Annotated in this window: 17 protein-coding genes and 1 pseudogene; 12 read left to right on the top strand and 6 right to left on the bottom strand. The window is 60.2% G+C overall.

From position 1 onward, the window contains the following. Positions 1-149 precede the first annotated feature (149 nt). Entirely contained in the window at positions 150-2,702 is a 2,553-nt protein-coding gene (locus GVN17_RS27050; RefSeq protein WP_166598359.1) for an autotransporter outer membrane beta-barrel domain-containing protein, read from the bottom strand. A 524-nt stretch (positions 2,703-3,226) separates the two neighbouring features. On the opposite strand from GVN17_RS27050, the gene GVN17_RS27045 reads away from it, so the two are divergent. The 3 genes from GVN17_RS27045 to GVN17_RS27035 all read left to right on the top strand — a co-directional run bounded on the left by GVN17_RS27045 (position 3,227) and on the right by GVN17_RS27035 (position 8,532). Continuing rightward, the gene (locus GVN17_RS27045) at positions 3,227-5,254 is read left to right on the top strand and encodes a hypothetical protein (RefSeq protein ID WP_166598358.1); all 2,028 of its coding nucleotides are present in this window, start codon (positions 3,227-3,229) and stop codon (positions 5,252-5,254) included. A 102-nt stretch (positions 5,255-5,356) separates the two neighbouring features. Then, entirely contained in the window at positions 5,357-7,627 is a 2,271-nt protein-coding gene (locus GVN17_RS27040; RefSeq protein ID WP_166598357.1) for a hypothetical protein, read from the top strand. 41 nt (positions 7,628-7,668) lie between these two features. Then, a complete protein-coding gene (locus GVN17_RS27035; RefSeq protein WP_166598356.1) occupies positions 7,669-8,532 on the top strand; it encodes a hypothetical protein in 864 nt (287 codons plus the stop codon). A gap of 54 nt (positions 8,533-8,586) precedes the next feature. On the opposite strand, the gene GVN17_RS27030 is transcribed toward GVN17_RS27035, so the two are convergent. Beyond that, on the bottom strand, positions 8,587-9,393 hold the full coding sequence (locus GVN17_RS27030) for a helix-turn-helix transcriptional regulator (RefSeq protein ID WP_166598355.1): 807 nt from the start codon (positions 9,391-9,393) through the stop codon (positions 8,587-8,589). Positions 9,394-9,793: 400 nt separating this feature from the next. Beyond that, entirely contained in the window at positions 9,794-11,071 is a 1,278-nt protein-coding gene (locus GVN17_RS27025) for an acetyl-CoA C-acetyltransferase (protein WP_166598354.1), read from the bottom strand. Positions 11,072-11,175: 104 nt separating this feature from the next. Between GVN17_RS27025 and GVN17_RS27020 the strand changes: the two genes are divergently transcribed. The 7 genes from GVN17_RS27020 (at position 11,176) to GVN17_RS26990 (ending at position 18,144) form a co-directional block, all read left to right on the top strand. After that, positions 11,176-12,531, top strand: a complete 1,356-nt coding sequence (locus GVN17_RS27020; RefSeq protein WP_166598353.1) for a 3-oxoacyl-ACP reductase — start codon at positions 11,176-11,178, stop codon at positions 12,529-12,531. A 19-nt stretch (positions 12,532-12,550) separates the two neighbouring features. Then, complete coding sequence (locus tag GVN17_RS27015; RefSeq protein WP_166598352.1) at positions 12,551-13,408, top strand: MaoC family dehydratase; 858 nt, start codon at positions 12,551-12,553, stop codon at positions 13,406-13,408. Between the two features lie 204 nt (positions 13,409-13,612). Further along, on the top strand, positions 13,613-13,918 hold the full coding sequence (locus GVN17_RS27010; protein ID WP_166598351.1) for a nucleotide pyrophosphohydrolase: 306 nt from the start codon (positions 13,613-13,615) through the stop codon (positions 13,916-13,918). Then, complete coding sequence (locus GVN17_RS27005) at positions 13,915-14,664, top strand: methyltransferase (RefSeq protein ID WP_166598350.1); 750 nt, start codon at positions 13,915-13,917, stop codon at positions 14,662-14,664. Before GVN17_RS27010 ends, GVN17_RS27005 begins: the two co-directional genes overlap by 4 nt. A 20-nt stretch (positions 14,665-14,684) precedes the next feature. Next, positions 14,685-15,296, top strand: a complete 612-nt coding sequence (locus GVN17_RS27000; RefSeq protein ID WP_166598349.1) for a DUF4136 domain-containing protein — start codon at positions 14,685-14,687, stop codon at positions 15,294-15,296. A 30-nt stretch (positions 15,297-15,326) separates the two neighbouring features. Beyond that, positions 15,327-15,893, top strand: coding sequence for a DUF4136 domain-containing protein (locus tag GVN17_RS26995; protein WP_166598348.1), 567 nt, complete (start codon positions 15,327-15,329; stop codon positions 15,891-15,893). Positions 15,894-16,134: 241 nt separating this feature from the next. Beyond that, a complete protein-coding gene (locus GVN17_RS26990) occupies positions 16,135-18,144 on the top strand; it encodes a pilus assembly protein TadG-related protein (protein ID WP_166598347.1) in 2,010 nt (669 codons plus the stop codon). 10 nt (positions 18,145-18,154) lie between these two features. Here GVN17_RS26990 and GVN17_RS26985 read toward each other — a convergent pair whose 3' ends face one another. Both GVN17_RS26985 and GVN17_RS26980 read right to left on the bottom strand, forming a co-directional pair. Further along, positions 18,155-20,932: a PAS domain-containing sensor histidine kinase gene (locus GVN17_RS26985; protein WP_166598346.1), complete on the bottom strand. Its 2,778-nt coding sequence runs from the start codon at positions 20,930-20,932 to the stop codon at positions 18,155-18,157. Beyond that, complete coding sequence (locus GVN17_RS26980) at positions 20,922-21,392, bottom strand: TadE/TadG family type IV pilus assembly protein (protein WP_166598345.1); 471 nt, start codon at positions 21,390-21,392, stop codon at positions 20,922-20,924. The genes GVN17_RS26985 and GVN17_RS26980 overlap by 11 nt, the downstream gene beginning before the upstream one ends. 75 nt (positions 21,393-21,467) lie before the next feature. Here GVN17_RS26980 and GVN17_RS26975 point away from each other — a divergent pair, with 75 nt between their 5' ends. Together GVN17_RS26975 and GVN17_RS26970 are read left to right on the top strand one after the other, a co-directional pair. Beyond that, positions 21,468-21,938 (top strand): prepilin peptidase, encoded by a 471-nt coding sequence (locus GVN17_RS26975; RefSeq protein ID WP_166598344.1) that lies wholly within the window; start codon positions 21,468-21,470, stop codon positions 21,936-21,938. Positions 21,939-22,089: 151 nt separating this feature from the next. After that, entirely contained in the window at positions 22,090-22,851 is a 762-nt protein-coding gene (locus GVN17_RS26970; RefSeq protein ID WP_166598343.1) for a response regulator transcription factor, read from the top strand. 160 nt (positions 22,852-23,011) lie between these two features. On the opposite strand, the pseudogene GVN17_RS26965 reads toward GVN17_RS26970, so the two are convergent. Then, positions 23,012-23,140: pseudogene (locus tag GVN17_RS26965) on the bottom strand (DUF3613 domain-containing protein); the annotation flags it as partial.

The raw sequence follows: 23,140 nt of genomic DNA, 5'->3' as shown, positions 1-23,140 counted from the left end.
GTCGGACTGTCGCCCCTGAGGCTTCGTATCCTGGCGCAAGAAAATGGTTCCTGACGCTCTCCACCGATTCGGTCATGGGAAGTTGTGCCAGAACAAGAAAAAAGGGGCCTTGAAGACCCCTGCCATGACACCAAATGTTTGCGTCTTCGTTACCAGCTGTAGCGCAGGCCCACGTTCACACCCCAAGGCTGCTCGATGTTTTGTCCGTTGCTGTAATCGATGTCGGCGTGCAGTTGCAGAACCTCGGTCAATTGAGCGGCCACACCGGCGCCCATTTCTCCTCGGCTGCCCGACAGGTCATTGCTGAAGCTGTTGTCGTTCACCTTCACCCGATTGGCGTTGGCGAACTCGTGAGCCAAGGCGACCTTCATATAAGGCTGGACGTATCCGCCTCTTTCCATCGGGAAATTACGCCCAACGGTCGTCCCGACTTTGCCGAGAAACGAATCCGCCTTGTTGCTGCTGGCGTGCATGCCGTTGTCCAGCGAGTAGCTTTCACCCTGCACCCACAGGGATGAAATCTGGCCGAAAGGCTCGACGAACCAATTGTCTTGCAGCTTGATGTGCTTGCCGACTTCGACCGATGTCCCGATGCCATTGGTGTTGTAGTCGCCGTCGGTCTTGGTCCCGTCGCTCATGCGCACGTCAGATGAGTTTTTGAAGCGGTTGGCCTTGAGCACTGCGTCGACGTAATAACCGCTGTCTGACAGCCACGTGGTGTAAGCGCCAACGTAGTAGCTGTCAACATGCCCGGACGTGCCGGCGGCGATGTCCAGGTCCGAACGGCTGTAGCCCGCCAACAGGCCAATCAGCCACTGCCCGCTAGAAACCGGCAACGGTGCATCGACACCGAACGAAACGCCGTGCTGATTCTGTTGATACGCCGTGCCGCCGGCCGCCGACATGTTGTATTTGTTGCCGTATGCCCGCGTCCACGCGCCACCCTGAGCCTCACCGTAGCGAAGCTCGCCCATGCGACTGCGCAAGGTGCTCAGTTCGCCATACCAGACGGTGGGGGCAGCGCTGAACAGACCAATCACGGATTCGGTGCCAGGCGTCACGATCGGGTTGCCGTCATCGTCGAATTTCTGCACCAGGTACCAATCCGTGCCTTCACGCTGTTCGAGCTGGTAGGCGAACGTACCGAAGTCGACCTGGCCGCCGACCAGACTGAAACCCGCCGTGCTTCCGGTGCCGGTGTGCACAACCTGCTGATCCGGATCACCCTTGATCGGGTCAATCCCGGTGTTCTTCACCAGCAACGCGTAATCCCCGCTCGCCTGCCCGGAAACGTTGACGAGGTCGCCCTCACGACCGCCGAGGTTGGTGTCCATGATGAACCGGCCATTACCCGACAACGAATCGAGATTCAGGGTCTGGAACGTACCCTCCCCTGCTCCCAGCTTCACCGTGCCTGCGTTCATGTTCAGGTGGCTGACACCCTGGCCGTCAGGGGTGGTCCACGTGGAGTTGTTCAAATTCAGCTGGGCGACATTCTCAAGCTTGCCGCCGAGCTGCGAGTTGCCGGAAAGATTGAAGGTCTGAACATCGCTTACATCCCCAGAGACGCTGGAGTTGCCGTCGACGTTGAACGTCTGGACACGGGTAATGTTGCCCGTCGCCGACGAATTGGCCGTCACGCTCAGATTCGTGACGTCCGCAACGTCACTGGCAATCCGGGCGCCGTTCAGCGCATCGAATGTGGCGACACGACTGATCGTCCCGGCGGTCGAGACGTTCCCGTTGGCAATGAGTGTCGTCACGTCGCTGACATCGCCTTCGATGCGCGACCCATTGAGAACGTTGAGCGTATTGGCCCGCGTAATGTTTCCCGTCACCGAAGCGTTGTTGTTGAGGTTCAAGTTCGCGACATTGGTGATATTCCCCGTGATGCCAGCGTTGTTTTGCAGCGTCAACGCGCCCGTCGAGCCATCGCCGATCAGCACATCCCCGGTGAGCAGGCTGTCATCGACGAGGATCGTTGCGCTGGAGTTGTTGGCGACTTCGAGAATCACGCCATTGCCACCGCTCAGCGTCGAGCCATTGCGGAGGGTGATATCGGCCGACGAGGCCAGGGTGTTGCGGAATGACCCGACGATGATGGCGCTGCCGTTGGTCCCGGTGACCGAGGAGTTGTCGACGATGATGGTGCTCTGCTGGCTGGGCAGTGACGCATCAGGGCTGACCAGAATGCCGTTCTGTTCACCCGTGATGGAGCTTTGATCGGTGATCGTGGCGTTCCCGTTGAAGAGCGCTATCCCGATACCGCCATTGAGAAACCCCGTTCCGCCTGCGCTGTTTCCCTGGACGGTGCTGCCCGAAAGGGTGACATCGCCTGCCGCGACGCTGACTCCGCGCTCCTGACCGATGATCGTGCTGTCCGTGACATTGGCAACCGTGCCGCGGGTGCCCGCCAGGTCGGTATTCAGAAAGAGGCCGAAGTCGCCGGTACTCTCGATACGCGCTCCGTTGAAAACACCGGTGGCCTGGTTCAAGGCGACGCCAACGCCACCCGATTGAACCAGCGCGTTGGGATTCAGATTGACCACTGATCCGCTCGACACGTTAATGCCCCCCGTCGTCGCGCCGTTGACGGTCAGTATGGCCTGATTGAGAAGGGTCCAGCTTTCGACTGGGGCGCCGCTCTCAATCGTTTCAATTGAGCCATTGAGCGTGCGTGCCGTGGCCTGCTGTTGAACCATGAATAATGCCAAACCAATTGAGAGTGCCATCGTTGATTTTGGAAAATGTACAGACATTCGCTGTCCTGCCTTATCTTTTAAGAAGTGGCACACATTATGAGAAGACAATGAAATCATGCTTGTAGGACATTTCTTATTTAAGCGCAGGAAATATAAACAGGCAGTTATGACCTTCGATCTTTTCGCGATTACAAGCCGTGCTTTTATCGCGAATACTTAATGAAACAGGCTCGCAATTTTAGTCATCCGGGTTATCGCGAAAGATCATATCCCCACCCTCTGTTCAGCGTCGGCCCGCTGCTACGCTGAGAACAAGGCCGCATGTAATGCCCTTTTTGGGTAGCCCCGTCAACCGGCCTTATTGACTCAATACATTGCTTGTCTCGAACCGCGCTTATCCAACAGCTAGCGGAGCGGACTATCACGTTTCGGCACGAGGTACTGGAAGCACACATTTCACGCACGGTGTGGCTCACGCGATAACGGAATGTCAGCCAGTTAATCAATGGAAGCAGGAGATACATATGACCATTTTGCAAAGTCGTGTACTCAGGCAAGGCACTTGCAGGATCGATCCATTTACTGCAAATGACCTGGACGCCCCATCACTCACAATTCCGGAAGCTATCCCGGATTACGACGGGTTACTGCACATAAAGACGCTCGAAAATGACCTGGAAATCAATTTGCCCTGGTGGAACGGTGTCGAGGAACAGATGCGTCTGCAAATCGCCTGGAAGTCGTTTGCCCCGGGTGATCCGAACGATCCTGGTGACACTAATCTCATCGGCACACGGCACGACGTAACGGATGCAGAGGCCGCTGATACCACTACCGTGTTCAAACTTTATGTCCCTAAAGCGCTTCTGCTCCACGGCGTCTACATCATCCGGGTGAGGGCCAGATCATTCCCAGGGGGCGTGAACGACTGGACGCTTCGGCACACTGTGCGCGTCGATACCGAGGCGCCGGGCGGTAGCGCGCTGCCCTTGCTGACGTTCCCGCCAGAAGTCGAGGTCAGCAAAATGATCGTCGATGCCAACATCCAAGAGGGCCAACTCCCCGTGCAATTGGCCCACTATGAAGGCATCGCCAGAGGCGACACCATCGAGCTGTGGATCAACACAACACCTTGTCATTCGGAAGAACTGACGGTTGATCCAGACCCGGTCGAGGGGTTTATTCGGCTCGCCTACCTGGAGACCGAGCTTGAAGCCGCTGGCAACGGGCCCGCCTCTTTCTTTTACAAGGTGACGGACAAATCTGGAAATTTCGCAGGTTCAAATAGCCAGGTGTTTGACATCCAGTTGCATACCACGCCGTCCGTGATTCCAGCACCCACCGTCCCCCAAGCAGAGCCGGATTCCGGCGCCGCCCCGGATTCGGGTTTGCTGGATGAAGCAGAAGCGCGCGCCGGAACCAAGGTGGGCATTACTAAATTCGACCTGGCTCAGGCCGGGGACGAGATCATGGTTCACTGGGGCAGCCAGACTTCATCGAAATACCCGCTGACCGCTGCCGATTTAGGGAACGACCCGTTCATTACGATTGATCTCGCTTACAGTCTGGTGATTGCAGAGACCGAACAAGGGACCGTCGATGTCACGTTTGAAGTCTTTCGAAATGGCGTTTCCGTCGGGACGTCCGACATCAACACCGTCAAGGTGGACCTGAGAATTCCCGGCGGCCCGGACCCGGACCCCACGACCCCCATCAACGAAAACCTGAAGCCGCTGATCGCACGAAGCGCCAGCGCCGGCGACCCGCCACCGCCGGGAGAAGACAACGTCATTCCGCCGGAAGACTTCGATCAGGACGCGCGCGTCATCATCTCTTGGCTGGATGTTGCCGGTGATGACATCTACGAACTGGACGACGAAATTGAAGTGACATGGGGTTCCCAAATCGCCAAGACCATCACACGCACGATCGTGCAGCAAGACATCGACGATGCGATCGACCTGGTCGTGACCGTTCCTGCTGCCACAGTCCAGGCAGAGGGGTCGGGCATTGATATTCCTGTCTGCTACACCATCACGCGCCCGAGCGTTGCACCGCCAAACGGGAACAGTGCCATTGCCCCGTCTGCACGGGTCAAGGTCGTCGGGCCGGACGAGCTGCCCGGCAGTGGGACCATCGATGTTCCCGTTTTCACCGTTTTGAATGAAAACGACGCGATTGGGCAGGACCAACTGATTGGCCCCGCCAGCGGTCGCTATAACCCGGTCGTGACCAAAGTCGATTACGTAAATGTCGAACCTGGCGACACCGTGCAGTTGTTCTTCAGTGGGTATGACAGGCTCACAGGCGGATCGCTGGTCCCCGGTGCGACTTATGAACCGGTGTACACCTTGACGCAAGCAGACATCCGAGCAGGCACTTACACCTTTAACGTGTCGGCGCTGTACCACTTTGCGGTCTGCAGCAGGGGCCATGTGCAGGCGTACGTTGTGTTCAAAAACGCCAAGGGTTCATCACAATCCAACTCAGCGTCGGCGTATTGCGACGTGAAACGCCCGAACGATCCTGATTGCTCCAGCTACGTGCCTTAAGTCGGCAGTGCAATCATCACCGGCGTGGGCCGGAATCCGTTCTGGCCCACGGCAATCACGTCAACAAGCACGATTCACCTTTCACGGCACAAGGAGCGTTCTGTGGGCAACTCAACGATTACTCCGCTAGCACTGTCCAGCCCAAGGGTTCCCTCGACGGAAGCCAAAGGCGGATTGAACTGGACAGATTTGTACGAAGACCCCGAAGCCAGCATCGTGGTGCAAGTGGTGCTTCCCATCGGGAACGAAATAGGGCCGGGGGACCGCATCGACCTCTTTTGGCAAGAGCAGGGCCTTCTTTCAACCCTCGTCGATGACAAGGCACTGGAAACCCGTCTGGTCAGCTTTCTGGTCAAAGCAACCGACATCATTCAGTTTGGCGACGGTGAACATAAGGTGGCCTACGAGGTCACCTCAGCCATTGGCGGTTCGACTGATCGCTCGCCTGTCCGATTAGTGCTGGTAAAAACCCTGGTCCCTGGCGGAACAGACCCGGACGCAGGGACGCCCTACATCAATGAGGACCTGCCTGAAATTCAGGGCATTCCAGAGCTCATCGAAGAGCCGACTCAGAGCCTGACGGTGACCATTGCGCCCTACGAAAACATGGATTCACATGACAACGTCACGCTTGACTGGGGCGGCCAACGCATTCTTCCCAGTCCACCTGTCATCGTTGGCAACCCTGTCAGGTTCGATGTCACGCGCGCGGTGCTGGAAGCCAGCGCAGGCAAGGTAATCGTGCGCTACCAGATCCGGGATCTGGTCAACAACTGGTCAAAATGGTCCCGTCAGCGCGACACCGACGTCGAGGTGGGCAACAGTTTTCTACAGGCTCCAAGAGTCAGCGGCACAGGCGTGGTCGATGGCAAGATAGACCTGAAACTGTTGGGCAACAGCGACGTGCAGGTGCAGATTCCTGTCTACACCCTTAAAGGGGGGACTGCAGAATATGCGCAGGTTCAATCCTCGGCTGATACGCCACAGCCGTTCATGGAGCGCGACGACCAGGTGCAACTGGCCTGGAGCGGACACACCGCAGACGGTACTTTGCTGCCCGACGTGCTTCTCAACTACAAAGTTACGGAGAACGACATTGGCTGGCCCATCGCCCTGAGCGTGCCCAACGCGCAGGTGAAACTGATTGCGAAGGGCTACGCGACCATGCGCTATACAGTCACGCCTGCAACAGGACCTTCCAAGTATTCCCGAAGGGCCAATGTGCAGGTAATTGGCGACGTACAAAACTTGCCACCGCCCAGCATACTCGAGGCGACTGGCAGCATTCTGGACCCTGACGCACTCCCTGCGAGCGGGGCGACGGTTCATATCGACGCCTCCGAAATGATTGCCATCGGCGACCAATTGCAAGTCTCCTGGAGCGGCACCGCGGCCAACGGGACACCTTTGGTGCATACGATCAACGTCCTCGTCACGGGAAGCGTTGTCGGGAAACCCATTACGCGCTCAGTGAGCAAAACCTTCGTCGATCCCTTGGTCAATGGCAAGGTGGACCTCAGCTACACGTTGTACAAGGGTGACGGGCCAGTCATTGTTTCACCGGTTAGCACGTTCCAGATTCGCCAGGCAGGCGCGCAGTTGCCCGCTCCGGTCGTGGATCATTCCGAAGGCGATTTGCTGGACCCCGCAAAAGTACCGGCTAACGGCACCACCATCCGGGTCAATTACACCCCCATGCAGGCGGGGGAAACCGTCACCGTCGTCTGGGCGACAGATTCGCCTTTCACAGACACGTTTGTGGTGCCATCGAACTGGAACGGCAAAGAAATTCCTTTCGATCTGGCGAAGACGTACGTCGACGCCAACCTCGGCAAAACGGTGCAGGTGTACTACACGGTGGTTTTGAACGGAGCGACCCGCACCTCTGCCAGCAAAGCGCTGCTCATACAGGCCGCAGGGCCAAGCGAGCTCATTGACGACTTCGACGAGCATGACGCCGATTTGATCAGCGCGGGGGGATTGATCAAGACCCGGAACATGACGATCCGGTTCGTATCGGGGACAGGTGCCGCCGGCTTCGATGGGCGCTATGTCCTCCCACCCGAAGCTGATACCGGGCTTTTCACCAATCCGGTCCTGCAAGTCAGTTATCGAGAAAACGGCAGTCAGGTGATTGAGCTTCAGTGCGACACCGACTGCACCACCCTGAGCTTCAACGTTCATGGCGTGGCTTCCAATGCCACCGCGATCCGCTACCTGGACGCCTCCCGAACGGAACTGAGTACCAAAATCTTGCCATCGCAACTCAACCAGACCGAGACCTACACCAGCGGTACCAACCGCATTCGGTATCTGGAAATCACCAGCAACGCTGACTGGACCCTTTGGGACCACTTCGTTATGAAAATCTGAAACGCGCCAAAGCGCATTTACGCTCAACAAGGATGAACATCATGAGCAAGATCACAGACGACGACAAAAAAAAACTGGCCGCTGCCTTCTCCTCAGTGGGTAAGACCTCTGGCGTGAGCACGTTCAGCAGCACTCAACAGAACACCTTCCCCGCACCGACGGTGACCGAAGCACCTTCAGGCACCCTGAATCCCATACTCGGTACATCGGGCGTACACGTCGAGGTTGCCTACCCCGAGATGAACGTCTCAGACATCATCGGGCTGTCGTTCAACGGTAATGACACATTCGAAGCGCAGAACGGCAGCATGTTCGGCAAGGTGACGTTCGCCGTGCAAGTCGCGGACGTTGCCAAAGCGATCGGCAAGACCGTCGATGTCATCTACGCGGTGGTCCGCCCAGCCGGCACTTCAATTTCCGAGTTCTTGAAACTGACCGTGACCCCGATCCCGGAAAACCAGCTCGCGGGCCCGCAGATCACACAAGCCTCTGGGGGAACACTTGATGTGACCGCGTTAACGGCCGACGCCGATGTCACGGTGTCGGCATGGCCTTTAATCGCCGTCGGGCAACGTCTTTGGCTAAAGCTGGAAGGCTCGACCGCGCTGGATTTGCCCGCATGGCAGGGCTTTGCGATCACCAGCACAGGCGTTCAAAGCACTAAGATTCCGCAAAGCTTTCTGAAAGGCCTGACCGACGGCTCTTCACTGAAGCTGGTGTTGGAAGTGTCGTTCGATGGGGGGGCCACGCGCCAGGCATTTCCGTTGACGACATATGCCATCACGGCCGTGCCGCCCATTACCTCCGTCACCATCGACCGAGTGACCGACTCTAAGGGCGTCGATATCCCCCACGAAGGCACCACCACAGACACCAGTGTGACGATCTATGGCTCGGTGGCGTGATCAAGATCATGCCTGCGCAGTGGGCAGCGGGGCCGTTGACCATACGCGCAGATGTCACGCGCGAAACAGCTCACCCGGCGTGAAGCCGAACAGGCCTTTGAACGCTGCGATGAACGCTGACGTTGAGTCATACCCGCAATTCAGGGCGGTGCTGGTCACGCTGTCGCCCTCCTCCAATGCATCGAGCGACGCGAGCAATCGCGCTCGTTGTCGCCACCCTCTGAAACTCAAACCGGTCTCGCGCTGGAACAGGCGCATCAGGGTCTTTTCCGACATGTTCAGGCGCGCGGCCCAATCGGTGAGCGTGATGGTCTGGCCGGGGTCTTCGACCAGTTCATTGCACAGCGCCAGCAAGCGGGCATGACGGGGCAACGGCAGGGAAAAGCCGACCTCAGGCAGTTGCGCCAGTTGATCGAGCAGCACCTGCACCAGTCGGGACTCGTGGCTGTCGCGTTCGGGATAATCCGGGGGCAACAGGCAGAAAGCTTTGATGAGTTCACGGGCCAGCGGCGTGACTTCCAGCACCCTGCAGCGATCTGGCGCCCATAAAGAATCCTGAGTGCGAACGTACAGGCTGCGCATTTCTGCCCGGGTCGAGGTGACCACTTCATGACCCAGTCCCGCCGGAATCCACACGCCCCATTGGGGAGGCGCGAAGAAACTCCCCTGTTCGGTGTGAACGCCGAGAACGCCGCTGATGGCGTAGGAAAACTGCACCCAGTCGTGGCGATGGGTGGGTGTCCATGAGCCCGCACTCAAACTTTCGGCACGGGCGTAAACGGGACGAGGCAGGTCGGTCAGGGCGGGGATCTGCCGCAGCGTGTCGGGGCTGCGAGAGGGTGAATGTCCTTTGCTCGGCATGGGCGTGCCTTCTGTCGTGAAGCGGGCAGTTTACGGGGCCATCAATAGGCTACTCCAGCAATACAGTTCAGACTCAGCGCTTTCCACTTCTGCCTCGGTCTACGCCTGCGCCTCTGCCGAAGGCGGAGTTGGCTTGTTTACGATCTGCCGGGCACCGGCAGTGAATCCGGCGCGCGCGGTGTGTCAGGCAAATAGCGTCGTCGGGTTTTACTGCCGCTTCGCGCCAGATCGCGAGCAAGCTTGCTCCTACGGCCTGCGGCCAGAATCAAAAGCTTCACCCGCCTACAATCTGCATCTGCCGAACGCGTGGGAGTGCCGGGGTGGCGCTCCACCTTGCCTACGATCTGCCGGGCACCGGCAGTGAATCCGGCGCGCGCGGTGTGTCAGGCAGGACGCTCATTCACCGCTCTAGAATCGCCGTAACGCCCTGCCCGCCCGCTGCACAAATCGAAATCAGCCCGCGCCCCTGTCCTGCGACGCTGAGCAGTTTCGCGAGGTTGGCGACGATGCGCCCGCCGGTCGCGGCGAAGGGGTGTCCTGCTGCCAGTGAGCTGCCTTTGACGTTGAGCTTGCTGCGGTCGATGGCCCCCAATGGCGCATCGAGGCCCAGACGGTTTTTGCAGTATTCCGGGTCTTCCCATGCCTTGAGCGTGCACAGCACCTGCGCCGCGAACGCTTCGTGAATTTCGTAGTAATCGAAATCCTGCAACGTCAAACCATTGCGCGCCAGCAGCCGTGGCACGGCATAGACAGGCGCCATCAGCAGCCCTTCGTCGCCCCGCACGAAATCCACCGCTGCCGCCTCGCCATCGCGCAGATACGCCAGGATCGGCAGGCCACGCGCATTTGCCCATTCCTCACTGGCCAGCAACACCACCGACGCGCCATCGGTCAACGGCGTAGAGTTTCCCGCCGTCAACGTGCCACGAGGGCTGCGCTCGTAGGCCGGTTTGAGTGATGCCATTTTTTCGAGGCTGGCGTCGACGCGCAGATTGTTGTCCCGGGTCAGGTTTCGAAACGGTGTCAGCAGATCATCCTGCCAATCCGAGTCATAGGCAGCCGCCATTTTCTGATGGCTTTCCAACGCCAGTTGGTCCTGGGCCTCCCGAGGTATCTGCCAGGTCTGCGCCATCAGCTCGCAGTGCTGCCCCATCGACAGCCCTGTGCGAGGCTCGCCGTTGCGGGGCAATTCGGGCTTGAGGTTGTGCGGCCTCAGTTGGGTCAGCACCTTGAGTTTGTCGCCCGTGCTCTTGGCGCGGTTGACCTGCAACAGGATGCGTCGCAAGTCTTCGTTCACCCCGATCGGCGCATCGGATGCTGTGTCCACGCCACCCGCGATGCCGCACTCGATTTGCCCCAGGGCGATTTTATTGGCCACCAGCAACGCCGCTTCCAGCCCGGTGCCACAGGCCTGCTGAACGTCGTAGGCCGGGGTCTGCGGAGACAGACGCGAACCCAGGACACACTCGCGCGTCAGGTTGAAATCCCGGGAGTGCTTGAGCACTGCACCCGCCGCCACTTCGCCCATGCGCAGGCCGTGCAGGTTGAAGCGTTCGATCAGGCCTTCCAGCGCGGCGGTGAGCATGTCCTGATTGCTGGCGGTGGCGTACGCGCCATTGGAGCGGGCGAACGGAATGCGATTGCCTCCGACGATGGCGACGCGGCGTATCTGGTTCATTGAAATCTCCCTTTCCTGTGTGCGCTGATCAGCCCGAAAGCGTAGGACTTATTAGCCATTGATGTGGTCCACTTCTTTGAACCCCGACTCAAGGAGAGTGTTCCATGGCATCTGATCGCTACATTGACTTCGCCAACTCGGACATCGGTCGCCGACTGGTCGGAGCCGTGGGCCTTCCCGCGCCAGCGCGACTGGAACGCTGGCAGGCCGGGCGCCTGCGTCCGGTAGAAGGTGCGCTGCTGTTGAGCGGCGGCCCGTTGGCGGAGCGCGTCAGCGAGTTTGCCCCGCGCATGACCGACTTGCTGTTCAGCTTCGCGAGTGACGTCAGCGGCGCGCATCCGTGGGCACCCGATCAGGGCTCGAAGATAAAAGCGGTCGTGTTCGACGCCAGCCCCCTTTTGCATACCTCCCAACTCTCTGAGCTGCGCGACTTTTTCCAGCCGGTGATCCGCCATCTGGAAAACAGCGCGCACATCGTGATCCTCGCCCGCACGCCCGACACCCAGACCGATCCACTGGCCGCCAGCACACAGCAGGCGATCGAAGGCTTCAGCCGCTCGCTGGCGAAAGAAATGCGCAACGGCGGCACGGTTCAACTGCTGCAAATCGAAGACGGCGCGGAAGATCAACTGGAAGGCGCCTTGCGTTTTTTCCTGTCGCCAAAGAGCGCGTTCATCTCCGGCCAGGTCATTCGCCTCAGCGCCTCAACAGCCCACGTGCAGGACTGGAGTCGCCCACTGGCCGGACGCAAGGCATTGGTGACCGGCGCTGCTCGCGGCATCGGTGCGGCCATCGCGGAAACCCTGGCCCGAGATGGCGCAGATGTTATGTTACTGGATGTGCCACAAGCCAAGTCCGAGCTTGAAGCCTTGGCCGCGCGGCTTGGCGGTCAACCGCTGGTGCTGGATATCTGCGCACCGGATGCCGCCGCCCAGTTGATCGAACACCTGCCCGACGGACTCGACATCCTCGTGCACAACGCGGGTGTCACTCGCGATAAAACGCTTGCCAACATGACTGCCGACTTCTGGGATTCGGTGCTCAACGTCAACCTCAACGCCCCGCAACTACTGACGCACGCACTCCTTGATGCAGGCACCCTGCGCGACAATGGCAGCGTGATTCTGATGGCCTCGATCAGCGGGCTTGCCGGCAATCGTGGGCAAACCAACTACACCACCAGTAAAGCCGGGCTGATCGGACTGGCGCGTGCGCTGGCACCTTCGCTGAAAGAACGCGGTATCAGCATCAACGCAGTGGCACCGGGCTTCATCGAAACCAGCATGACCGCGCACATGCCCTTCGCTTTGCGTGAAGCAGGCCGACGCATGAGTTCGCTCGGCCAGGGCGGCTTGCCCCAGGACGTCGCGGAAGCGGTGGCATGGTTGGGTCAGCCGGGCACCGGCTCGGTCACCGGGCAAGTGCTGAGAGTCTGCGGGCAAAGCGTGATTGGGGCTTAACGAATACGGGAGAGAATCGATGAGTGCACATTGGCGCTATCTGGACACCCCTCCGTCGCTGCCCGGCTTGTTCATGCAAGCGGCGTTGCGGCGCAAGATCAGCGGCTCACAGCTGCCGGATCAGGGGCTGCGCTGCTGGGTCTCGGTGGACCCCGACAAAGTCAACGCCTTCTCCAAGGTCTGCGGGTTCATCCCCGGTAGCCTGTTGCCGCCCACGTACCCCCACGTGCTGGCGTTCCCGCTGCAAATGAAACTGCTGACCGACAAGGACTTCCCGTTTCCGCTGTTGGGGCTGGTGCATTTGCATAACCGCATCAGCATTCGCCGCCCGCTCGGCAGTGTGATCAAGGCGCAAGTCAGCGTGCGCGTCGCTAACCTCAAACCCCACGCAAAAGGCGCGACGTTCAGCCTGATCACGCAGTTCGAAGACGCGCTGGGGCTGCTGTGGGAAGAGGACAGCACCATGCTGTGCAAAGGCGCGAAGATCGAAGGTGAAATTGAAGGCGCCTACGAACCGGCACCGCTGCCGATGACCGAACTGGCGACGTGGTACGCCCCCTCCGATATCGGTCGGCAATACGCGAAAGTCAGCGGCGATTACAACCCGATCCACCTGAGCGACAGCAGCGCCAAGCTGTTTGGTTTCCCCACGGCCATCGCCCATGGCCTGTGGATGAAAAGCCGCACGCTCGCCGCGCTGGACGATCATTTGCCAGCGTCAAATGTGGATATCTCGGTGGAGTTTCAGAAGCCCGTTCGCCTGCCGAGCGAGGTGACGCTTTCTGCCAGCGCGGCGGGGTCTCATGGTCAGTTGAAGGTCCAGGGCAAGGAAGGGATCGTGCACATGATCGGGACGTGGCAGCCTGCGGCGGAGTGACTACAGCTTCAGATTTCACCTCTCGCCCTTGTAGGAGTGAGCTTGCTCGCGATGACGGTCTGTCAGTCACCATTTCCGAATCTGGCACGCCGCCATCGCGAGCAAGCTCACTCCTACAGTGACTAACGCACCGAATTTCCATCGGCTTCACTTGATTCCGCCCCGCATCCCCCTGAAGCTACCCACCTTCAGGAGACCCGCCCCATGAACCTCGACGAAATCACCCAACGCCTGCATCGCATCCGCGATACCAATGACTGGCGGCAATTTCACAGCCCTAAAAATCTCGCCATGGCCGCCAGTGTGGAAATGGCCGAGCTGGTGGAGATTTTTCAGTGGAAAACCGAGGACCAGTCGCGTCAGCTACCCGCCGACGAACTCGCCCACGCGGGTCAGGAAGTGGGTGACATCGTGCTGTATCTGCTGCTGATGTGCAGCGAATTGGGGCTGGACATGAACGAAGTGGTGCGCGCCAAGCTGGCCGACAGCGAACGGCGGTTCAGCAAATGAGCGACCGTCATTTCGACCAGTTGGCCACGCGCTTCGCCGAGAAGATTTACGGCGGCGCCAAGGGCGCGATCCGTCTGGCGGTGTTGCAGGCAGACCTGAAAGAAAGCCTGCCGGACCGCCCCCTGCGCGTCCTCGACATCGGCGCCGGGCTGGGCCACATGTCGCTCTGGCTCGCTGAACAGGGGCATGACGTCACCTTGGCCGAGCCTGCCGAACCGATGCTGGAAGGCGCGCGCCAGCGCTTCGCAGACGCCGGACAAACGGGCACCTTCATTCAAGCCCCGTGGCAGGCGCTCCCTGAGCAACTGAGCGAGCCGTACGATCTGGTGATTTGCCATGCTGTGCTTGAATGGCTTGCCGAACCCTTCACCATCCTGCCGGTCTTTCGCCAGCTCACCAAAGCCGATGGCTGGCTGTCGTTGGCGTTCTACAACCGGGATGCGTTGATTTATCGCAATCTGCTCAAGGGCCATTTCCGCAAAATGCGTCGAAATACGCTGGCCGGTGAAAAGCAGAGCCTGACCCCGCAAGAACCCCTTGATCCGCGCGAATTAGCGGCGCAACTTGAGGGTCTGTGGCGGGTCGAAACCCAGAGTGGCGTTCGGGTATTCCACGATTACATGCCGGTCGAATTCCAGGCGAAAGCCGAGCTGGCCGACCTGCTGGAAATGGAACTCGCCCACCGCCGCCACCCGAGCTTTGCCGGATTGGGACGTTATCTGCACTGGATGTGCCGACCTGTTTGAGGCTACCTGCGGAGACCATCATGAAACGCCTCGCTTTGCTGCCCCTCTTTCTGGCTTTGGCCGCGTGTCAGAGCCCCAACCCGTACACGGCCGTTTCCGCCGCCATTCCGCCTGCTCCGCCGCAAGCGGCCAACGCCATCGACATGAGCGCCTACCCCGCTGCGCCCCGTGATTTCGGGCGTTATCGCAACTGGACGTGGCTCAACGGTCAGTTGCCGCCGGGCACGCAATGGGCGGAGTCGGCGCAGGTCGCAGAAGCGGTGAGCAACGGTCTCGACCAGCGGGGCTTGCGGCCTTCGCAGAACCCGCAGACCGCTGATTTGCGCGTCGCGGCCGACACCCACACGGAAACCCGTATTCGTCAGGTGCGTGACGATTATTACGACCCGTACTACGGTGGTGGTTATTACAACGGGTATCGCAACGGCTATGGCGGCTACGCCACGGTGCCGGTCGTGCGAACCTATCAGGAGCAAGTCGTGGTGGTGCGCATCAGCCTGTTCGACGGTCGCAGCGGTCAGCCCGTTTGGAGCGCCAGCGCCGAAACCGGCAGCGGCGGCGATCAGTCGGCGCGGGCGAAGGCGTTGCGCCAGGCCGTGCAGCACGCGCTGACCGCTTATCCGCCGTCGTAATCTTTCCTGTTTTCTTTCTGGAGAACCGTCATGTTCCGCTGCATCGCTGTCGTGTGTGTTGCCCTGCTGCTCGCCGCGTGCCAGACCGATCGGGTCAATCGTGACTTCGACGCACAGCGCGATTTCGGCGGGTATCGAACCTGGGCTTGGAAAGAACCGGCTCTGCAATATCAGCCCAACGACCCTCGCATCAAAAGCGACCTGACGGAGCAGCGCATTCGGCAGTCGGTCGGTGAACAGCTCGATCAACGCGGCCTGCGCATGGCCGCGTCGGGCGTGAAAGCCGACGTTCAAGTGCAAGCCTGGCTGATCGTCGAAGACCGCCAACAACTGGTCACCACCAACTACGGCGGTGGCGGCTATTGGGGCAACCCGTGGGGCGGTTACTGGGGCGGCCCGATGGGCAGTGAGACGCGCAGCGTCGACTACAAGGTCTCGACCCTGCAAATCGACATGCTCGACGGCAAGGACGGCAAACTGGTCTGGCGCGGCAGCACCGAACAGGTGGTGAACGACAACAACGCCAACCCGGCCGCGCGGGAATTGGCGCTGCGTCAGACCGTGCAGAAAATCCTCCAGCAATACCCGCCCCATTGATGTGCGGGTAACTAACTCTGTGGGAGCGAATTCATTCGCGAAAAATCGTTCAGACGCTACAGATGCGTCGCATGTACGGACGTTTCGCGAATGAATTCGCTCCCACAGGGATTTCACTCCGATTCGGCATTCGTGTCGACATAACGTCCGATTCCGTCCATCACCCGGCACACTTCTCAACCCCCGGCTACACTCCCCGCATCTCGGGTGAGTAGCGACGGCTTTGCCGAAGGAGTGCTGGATGTCTCCCCTGATGTACCCCTACGCACGTCGGGACCGGCAGCGTGGCGCCATAGGATTGATGGCCGCGCTGACCCTGGCTCTGGCTCTGCTGTGCACCCTGGTGGTGGTCGACAGCGGGCGACTCTACATGGAAAAACGCTCGTTGCAGCGCGTGGCGGATGTGGCGGCGCTGGAGGCTGCCAGTCGCGGCGGCGATTGCACCGGCAGTAACACCGCCAGCACGTACGCCACCCAAAGTGCGACCCGCAACGGTTTCACGGTTTCCGACAACACCCGTACCTTGGCCACGCGCTGCGGCATGCTGATCGTCGGCACTGACAGTCGACGCACCTTCGCGGTCGACGCCACCCGTTCTGACGCCATTCAGGTCACGGTCAGCCACAGCGTGCCACGCAGCATCGCGGCCGGTGTCAGTGCGATGTTCGAAACCACGCCGTCGCCACCCGATGTTCAACTGAGTGCGGTGGCGGTGGCGGCCGGCGTTCCACCGATCGCAGCTCTGAGCATTCGCAACACCACGCTGCAATTGAATTCCGCCAACGCGAGCATCCTCAACCCGCTGATCGGCGGTTTTCTGGGCAGCAGTGTCAATCTGGATGTCGCAGGCTGGCAGGGGCTGGCCAACAGCAACATCAGCCTGCTCGGCTACCTGGATCAGTTGAAGAGCGACATCAAACTGTCGGCCCTCGATTACACGCAACTGTTGAGCAGCAACATTGCGGTCAGCCAACTCCTGCAATCAGCAATCAACGTGCTCGACCCCAACGGCACCCTCGGCGCCACTGCAACCGTGCTCGGGTTGAAGGCGCTCAAGGTGGCGGCAGGCTCGACGCAAGTGGTGCTGGGCAATCTCCTTCAGGTTCAGGGCGGGACCGACATCGCCGCGCTCAACACCAAGGTCAATCTGATGGACCTCGTGGAAGGCTTCGCCCAGTTGGCGAACAAACAGAATGGCCTGGTGGCCAACTTTCCGATCAATCTCGCAGGGCTGGCTCAGGTCAACGCTCGCGTACAGGTGATTGAACCTGGCCAGCTGTCTGCCATAGGCAACCCCAAACTCGCGATAAAAGACCCCAACCCCAGAACCGGCCCCAACCGCATTTACGTGCGCACAGCGCAGGTCAAGACACTGCTGAACGTGAAACTGCCGGCGCTGGATGGGGTCGCCTCCCTGGCCAATGCCGCCACCAACCTCATCGCCCCACTGACGCCGACGGTCAGCAGCCTGCTGCACCTGGATCTTGTGGGCGTCGTCAATTCAGTGACCTGCCTCTTGGGTGCCGGGTGCCAGACGCTCGATCTTAAATGGCTCTCTGACAGCAGCAACAGCGTCAGCCTCGACATCGCGCTCACCGCCACCAGTGCCGAAAGCTATGTGACCGGGTACACCTGCACCACCAATACCAATAAATCACTGACCACTCAGACCCAGTCCGCCATCGTGGATTTGAAAGTCGGCAAGATTGACCCGGCTGCGGCATTTCCGGCGAGCACCAATCCGGCCACGATGGTTCCCGGCCCATTGCCAGTGCTGGATATCGGCATCAAGACCTGCCATCTGGTTCTGGGTATCGGCACGTGCGGCGCGCGAACCGCGTTTGCGGGGGGCGGCATCGGTGTGAGCCTGAATACTTCGCTGGGCGTCACGGGCACGCCGTTTACGTACATCTCACCCAACCTGCCGGAGATCAATCAGGCGGCGTACTTTCCTCCCTCCCCCGTCCTGACGACGCCGACCAGCGCCTTGTTGTCGAATGCGCTGTCGGGGATTCAGGTCAACATGTACAAACCCACTGTCAGCAATGGATTGGGGGATTTGCTTAGCAATCTGGGGACGGTGCTCAGCGGGATCACGACGGCCCTGGACCAGGTGCTGGCCAGCACGCTGACCCCGCTGATCAGCGGCTTGATCGACCCCTTGCTCAAAGGCCTCGGCGTCAACCTCAACGCCGTGGACGTCGGCGCCAACCTCAGCTGCAATCTGGGGCAGGCGAAGTTGGTGATCTGAGCAAAAAACCTCACTCCCGCACAATCGGCAACGCGATCCGGAAACACGCGCCCTCGCTGGAGTTGCTGACACTCAGACGGCCGCCCATCTGCTCAACGATCCCGTAACTCACCGACAGCCCCAGGCCCGTTCCCACGCCCACCGGTTTGGTGGTGAAGAACGGTTCGAAAATCCTCTCCAGCAGACGCGGGTCGATGCCGCCGCCGTTGTCTTCGACGATCAACCAAAGCGTCTGCTCGTCCTGTTCGACATGCAGAGCGATCCAGGGCTCGAAATCGCGGTCTTTTTCGCGCTTGGAAAGCAGCGCATCCCGGGCGTTGACCATCAGGTTGATCAGTACTTGCTCCAGTTGATCGACGTGCCCTCGCACTCTTACCCGCGCTCCCGGTTCACCGATGCGCAGGTCGACGCCTTTGCCCTTCATGCCCTCGCTGAGCATGTTCAGCGTGCCGTCCACCGCATCGATCGGGTCGAACAGTTGCTGCTCGATTTCCGAACGACGCCCGAAAACCCGCATGTGGTTGACCACCCGTGCTGCACGCTGCACCTGGGTGTCGATGCGATTGAGCTTGTCGGTCAGGTAATCGATTTCCACCTCGCCGTTGCTCAAGCGCTTGAGGACGTTGACCACGGCCATGCGCATCACGTTGAGCGGTTGGTTGATCTCATGCGCGAGCCCCGTGGCCATCTCGCCGAGGGTCGCCATTTTGGCGCTTTGGTTGAGTTGCATTCGGGTGCGACGGATTTCGGTGTTGTCGCGGCCCACCGCCTGAATCTCGATCAGCTTGCCACTGTCGTCGAACACGCCGCGGTCGGCCCAGACCCACCACGCGTGCTCGCGTCCCGGCAGCTCCAGACAGATTTCCGACGTGCTCATGGGTGATTCCGGGGTCAGCTCTTCGATGCGCTTCACGAACGCTTCTTTCTGCTCGGCCGAAAACCATTCCCCGAGGTTCACACCCGGCAGTTGCGCAGGGGTGCATTCGAGATAATCCGCCAGTGGCCGGTTGCCGAAATTCAGCACAAGGTCCGGCGTGTAGCGACAGATCATCGCAGGAGAATCTTCCACCAGAATCCGGTAACGCTCTTCGCTTTCCCTAACGCGCTCGGTGGCCTGTGTCGCTTCCGTGACGTCCAGCCAAAGCCCGACCGCCTCCACCGGCATGCCCAAGTCATCGCGCAATAACCGCGCCTCATCCAGCAGCCAGTGGTACTCGCCTTTTTTGTCCCGCAGGCGATACCGACAGCTGACCACACCCTCCCGCAACAACTGGCGTGTGCGCTGAAACCAGACGTCGCGGTCGTCGGGGTGAATGTATTGGGTGAGCAAGCCGTCGCTGCATTCCGCCTGGGACCAGCCCAACACCGGCGTCAGGCTGGCGCTGAAGAACGTCGGTTCAAGGCTGCCCCGATCGTAGCTCAGCACGTAGATCACCGCGGGCGAGCTGGCGATGAGGTTGTCCAGCCGGGCGTGAGCAGCTGCGGCCTGGGTTTCCTGATTCTTGATATCGCTGACGTCGAGCATGAAGCCCAGCACCCGCCGCGCCTGCCCGCTGACCAGTTCCTGCCCCTGAATCCGCAGCCAGACCGGCGGGTGAGCGCCCTCATCGTCACGCAACCGGACGCAGGACAACATCGGCGTCCCATGCTCACGCAACCCGCCAAGGCGGCTTTCCAGCTCATGACGGTCGGCGGGATGGATCAGTTGTAGCCACTGGCTAAGGGGCAGCACGTCGCTGGTCTCCGGCAGGCCCAGCGTTCTCGCCAACTGAGGAGCAAGCTGCACTTCGTCGGTGTCGGGCAACAATTCCCACCAGCCGGTGCCTAGCAGGTCCTGCAACACCGCCAGCCGTTCCAGTTGATGGCGGTGCGCCTGATCGGCATGGCGATAGAGGATGGGCCCGGCAAGTGCCGAGCAGAGGTTCATCCACTCCCGATCCCCCAGCTCAGGCGCCTGTTGCGCGGCATCGTAGAACCCGAACAACATCCACGCCTTCACAGAGCCCTCTTTGTGGTGCGGCAACAGAAACCCCTCGGCGTTGCCAAACGCGCTTTGCAGATGCACGAGGTGGCTGGGAGCGTCGAAGTCAATCTGGTGCGTGACCGTGCCGTTCAGTGAGTCGAGGTCGGTGCCCAGGCGCTGTCCGTCCTGCCACAGCTGCGGCGCGGTGTGAGCGTTGTAATGGGCGAAGATGCGCCAGCCCAGACCACTGGGTTCTGCGAGCGCCAGCGCCAGACACGGCACCCGATAATTCTGCGCCAGCTCTTCCAGTTGCTCGGCGGTGACCGCTTGCAACCGGTCGATGTGGCATCCCCGGACTTTCTCTGCAATCTGCCCGGCCACCCGCAAGCACTGCTGACGGCTTTGCGCGACGTTGGCTTCTTCCATCAGGTCGCCAATGTCGAGCAATTGCAGCAACCAACTGCCGGGCAGGTTCGTCGACTGTGCCTGGACCCAGCCGCGCGTGTGCAGCACCTGGCCGCCCGGTCGTTTGAAATCCAGATCGAGCATGTGCCCCAGCCACTCCTGCGGCGAACCTTCCACCACCAGCGCGCTGCTCGGCATCAGAAAGCTCAACAGACGCTGCGGCGGCGCCGTCGACGCCCCCATCCCCAACGCGCTGCGCAAAGGCTTGCTGATGCTGGTGACATGCCCGTCCTGATCCAGCTGCATGTGCCAGTCCGCACTGATTGAAGTGGGCTCGACACTCAGGGATTCCGGTTCGCGCCCGGAAGGTGCATCGCCGCGCCCGAGCCAACGGTTGAGGATTTCATTTTTAAGGGGCAAGTTGCAGGCTCGCTTCAGCAGAAAGGTAGGTCGGCAGATTCGGCACGTCACCGATTCCGGGTAGCGTCAGCACCGGCATGACCTGAGTCAGCTTGCTTTTGGGGTAATCGATCCGGACTTTGAGCAATTTGCCGTCGAAGCTGACAGTGGCATCCGAGGTGGGATTGAAGCCGAGCGCCGACGGAATCCAGGCCAATTGTGTCGTCAATGCCGACTTGGCCTGAGTCGTGACCAAGGTGGCGTAAGCGGCGGGTGTGGTGGCGCTGCCGGGGCTGATGGCCACGCTCTGGCGCACCGCTTCGGCGGTGGCGTTGTTGAACGATTGCATCATCAGCAAGGGCAGGCTGTAGGTCACCAACGCGTAGAAAATCGCGAAGAAAATCACGAACACGAGGGCAAATTCGATGGCGGCGGCGCCACGTTGCCTGATGGGGGAAAAATTGCGAGCGATCCTGCGCATGCCGACGTCTACCCTGACAGTGCTACCGTGCTTGGAGCATAGATTCTTTACGGAAAACAGGACGTTTTTTACCCAATGAATTTACTTTTCCTACTGGTGTGGTTTGCCGTATGCGCGGATCAGGACGCTCGCGCCAGGCGGGTTTCCAACGTTCTGACCTTCGGCGCCGGGCTGACCGCGGTGTTCTATCTGGTGATGAACGGTGAAAGCTGGCTGGGTGCACCGTCGCCGCAGCCTTGGTGGGCATTGCTGCTGACGCTGTTGCTGACGTTGCCGGGGTACGCGCTGGGCAGGCTCGGCGCAGGGGATGTGAAACTGTTGAGTGCCCTGGCACTCGCCAGCGACACGGCGCTGGTGCTGGGCACATTCATCGGTGCGGGCGTGACCAGCGTGGCCTGGTTGCTCGTGCGCCAGAGAATGTGGCGCCATGTGGGTCAACGGGTCAGGATGCGTTATCCACAGCTGTCGCCCGAAACGTCAACAAAGCAGCCCTTCGTGCCTTTCCTGTTTTTGGGGTGCATCGCTACCCTCATTTGGGTCCACTAGTCGAATTGCCATCACACGCTATGTACATAGTCCGAAAGTGAGTCTAGGTTTGTTCCTACGTCCGGGCAGAGAACTGTCCTACAGTGGTTGCCATAAAGGATAGGCAAGGCACCGGGCCCGGTTCAGCCGTAGTCGCAGCAGGGAGTAGCGCGTGAATAAGCAATCGGCAATAAAGGTTCTAGTGGTCGACGATCAACCGCTCATCGTCGATGAGATCAGCGAGTTTCTGGAGGGCAGCGGTTACCGTTGCGTGCCTTGTTACTCCAGCCGTGAGGCGCTGGAACGGTTCCGCGACGACAGCGCCATCGCCATCGTGCTGTGCGATCTGGACATGCCGGGGCTTAATGGCATCGAACTGGTGGAGGCCCTGAAACTGCTGGCGGGCAAGAAGCGCATCTTCGAGTCCATCATGCTCACGGGCCGCGCCGAGAAACAGGACGTTATCAAGGCCCTGCGTGCGGGGATCGCCGATTACTACCAAAAACCCGTCGACCTGAACGAGCTGCTCGAAGGCGTACGGCGGCAGGAAGATTCGCTGGAAGAACGGGTCAAGAACGTCCAGCACCTGGGCCATCTCAACGACAAGTTGCAGTTCCTCGCCGCGTCCATCGACGACCTCTGCCAGGACCTCGACAAATCCCGCCAGATCGCCCAGCCCGCACAGGCTGAAAGCGACGGCGACTTCGAGATGCCCGCCATCTTCGAACAGCTTTCCCCACGCCAGCTCGACGTCGCGAGGCTGGTGAGCAAAGGCCAGACCAACTACCAGATCGCCTGCGAACTGGGCATCACCGAAAACACGGTGAAGCTCTATGTGTCGCAGGTGCTGCGCCTGACCCACATGCACAACCGCACCCAACTGGCCCTGGCCCTGTCACCCAGTGCCGCACGCGGGCGGGTGACGGCGCATTGAGCGTCCAAGCGTCTGATATCTGGACTTGGCGCCGGATTGTAGGAGTGAGCTTGCTCGCGATGGCGTTATGTCAGTCGCCCTGGATGTAACTGTTCGTACGCCTCGCGAGCAAGCTCACTCCTACAGGTCTGCGTCAGATTCGGGGTCAGCGCGCTACCGCTCAATTACTCCCCGAACTGCTCCCCGACACACTCCCCCCCTTCTTCTGGTCATAAAAATCCGGGATCGGATGCTGGTAGGTGTTGAGCCAGCGCTGCATCGTCAGGTCGCGTTCGATGGGGGCTTGGGG

Origin of the sequence: Pseudomonas sp. SLFW (assembly GCF_009905615.1) — a bacterium.
Taxonomy (GTDB): Bacteria; Pseudomonadota; Gammaproteobacteria; order Pseudomonadales; family Pseudomonadaceae; genus Aquipseudomonas; species Aquipseudomonas bambusae.
Note: the sequence above shows the minus strand (reverse complement) of the source record. Positions and strands in the feature narration are given on the sequence as shown.

Bases quoted from the DNA above. Each gene is read 5' to 3' on its own strand.
- GVN17_RS27045 (WP_166598358.1), top strand. From the start codon at position 3,227: ATGACCATTTTGCAAAGTCGTGTACTCAGGCAAGGCACTTGCAGGATC.
- GVN17_RS27005 (WP_166598350.1), top strand. From the start codon at position 13,915: ATGAGCGACCGTCATTTCGACCAGTTGGCCACGCGCTTCGCCGAGAAG.
- GVN17_RS27010 (WP_166598351.1), top strand. From the start codon at position 13,613: ATGAACCTCGACGAAATCACCCAACGCCTGCATCGCATCCGCGATACC.
- GVN17_RS27015 (WP_166598352.1), top strand. From the start codon at position 12,551: ATGAGTGCACATTGGCGCTATCTGGACACCCCTCCGTCGCTGCCCGGC.
- GVN17_RS26980 (WP_166598345.1), bottom strand. From the start codon at position 21,392: ATGCGCAGGATCGCTCGCAATTTTTCCCCCATCAGGCAACGTGGCGCC.
- GVN17_RS27035 (WP_166598356.1), top strand. From the start codon at position 7,669: ATGAGCAAGATCACAGACGACGACAAAAAAAAACTGGCCGCTGCCTTC.
- GVN17_RS27050 (WP_166598359.1), bottom strand. From the start codon at position 2,702: ATGGTTCAACAGCAGGCCACGGCACGCACGCTCAATGGCTCAATTGAA.
- GVN17_RS27000 (WP_166598349.1), top strand. From the start codon at position 14,685: ATGAAACGCCTCGCTTTGCTGCCCCTCTTTCTGGCTTTGGCCGCGTGT.
- GVN17_RS26995 (WP_166598348.1), top strand. From the start codon at position 15,327: ATGTTCCGCTGCATCGCTGTCGTGTGTGTTGCCCTGCTGCTCGCCGCG.
- GVN17_RS27020 (WP_166598353.1), top strand. From the start codon at position 11,176: ATGGCATCTGATCGCTACATTGACTTCGCCAACTCGGACATCGGTCGC.
- GVN17_RS27025 (WP_166598354.1), bottom strand. From the start codon at position 11,071: ATGAACCAGATACGCCGCGTCGCCATCGTCGGAGGCAATCGCATTCCG.
- GVN17_RS27030 (WP_166598355.1), bottom strand. From the start codon at position 9,393: ATGCCGAGCAAAGGACATTCACCCTCTCGCAGCCCCGACACGCTGCGG.
- GVN17_RS26975 (WP_166598344.1), top strand. From the start codon at position 21,468: ATGAATTTACTTTTCCTACTGGTGTGGTTTGCCGTATGCGCGGATCAG.
- GVN17_RS26990 (WP_166598347.1), top strand. From the start codon at position 16,135: ATGTCTCCCCTGATGTACCCCTACGCACGTCGGGACCGGCAGCGTGGC.